1 protein-coding gene is annotated in these 591 nt (G+C 33.0%); it reads right to left on the bottom strand.

From position 1 onward, the window contains the following. On the bottom strand, positions 1 to 526 hold a 526-nt coding region (locus IDG60_RS21235; protein ID WP_206161170.1), incomplete at its 3' end, for a LysR family transcriptional regulator. Between the last annotated feature and the right edge of the window lie 65 nt (positions 527 to 591).

Here is a 591-nt window from a genome sequence, read left to right on the forward strand (position 1 = left end):
CGAGTCGATGCTCTCTGCTCACGATAAGTCGCAAATCTTCCTTATCTAGGGTAGTATAATCGAAAATATGATGATCGACTGGCAAAGTGGTCACGCCTATATCTACTTCATCATTGATAATTTGCTGTTCAATTGTTTTACCGCCATTTTCTATCAAATTATATGTAACATTTGGATATTGTTGATGGAATGCACCAAGAATATTGATAAGAATCTTCATATTCATGACTGCCGACATGCCCATGTTTATATGTCCTGTTTCCAGTCCATTCAAGCGTTCCATTTCAGATGGTAAATAATCATACAGTGCAACAATTTCTTTACTTTTCTCATAAAAAATTTGACCTGCATCGGTAAGAATTAAATGTCTTTTACTTCTATCAAATAAGGGCGTGCCCATTTCATTTTCAATATCTTTAATTGCTTTACTAATTGTAGGTTGTGCAATATATAATGATTTGGAAGCATTAGTCATGCCTCCTTGCTTAACGACTTCAATAAAATATTTCATATGTTTGATATCCACTAACATCATCCTAACTATTTCAACACGTTTATTTCATTATACACAACTTCTTAAACATTCAATAA

This window comes from Staphylococcus sp. EG-SA-2 (assembly GCF_017152085.1).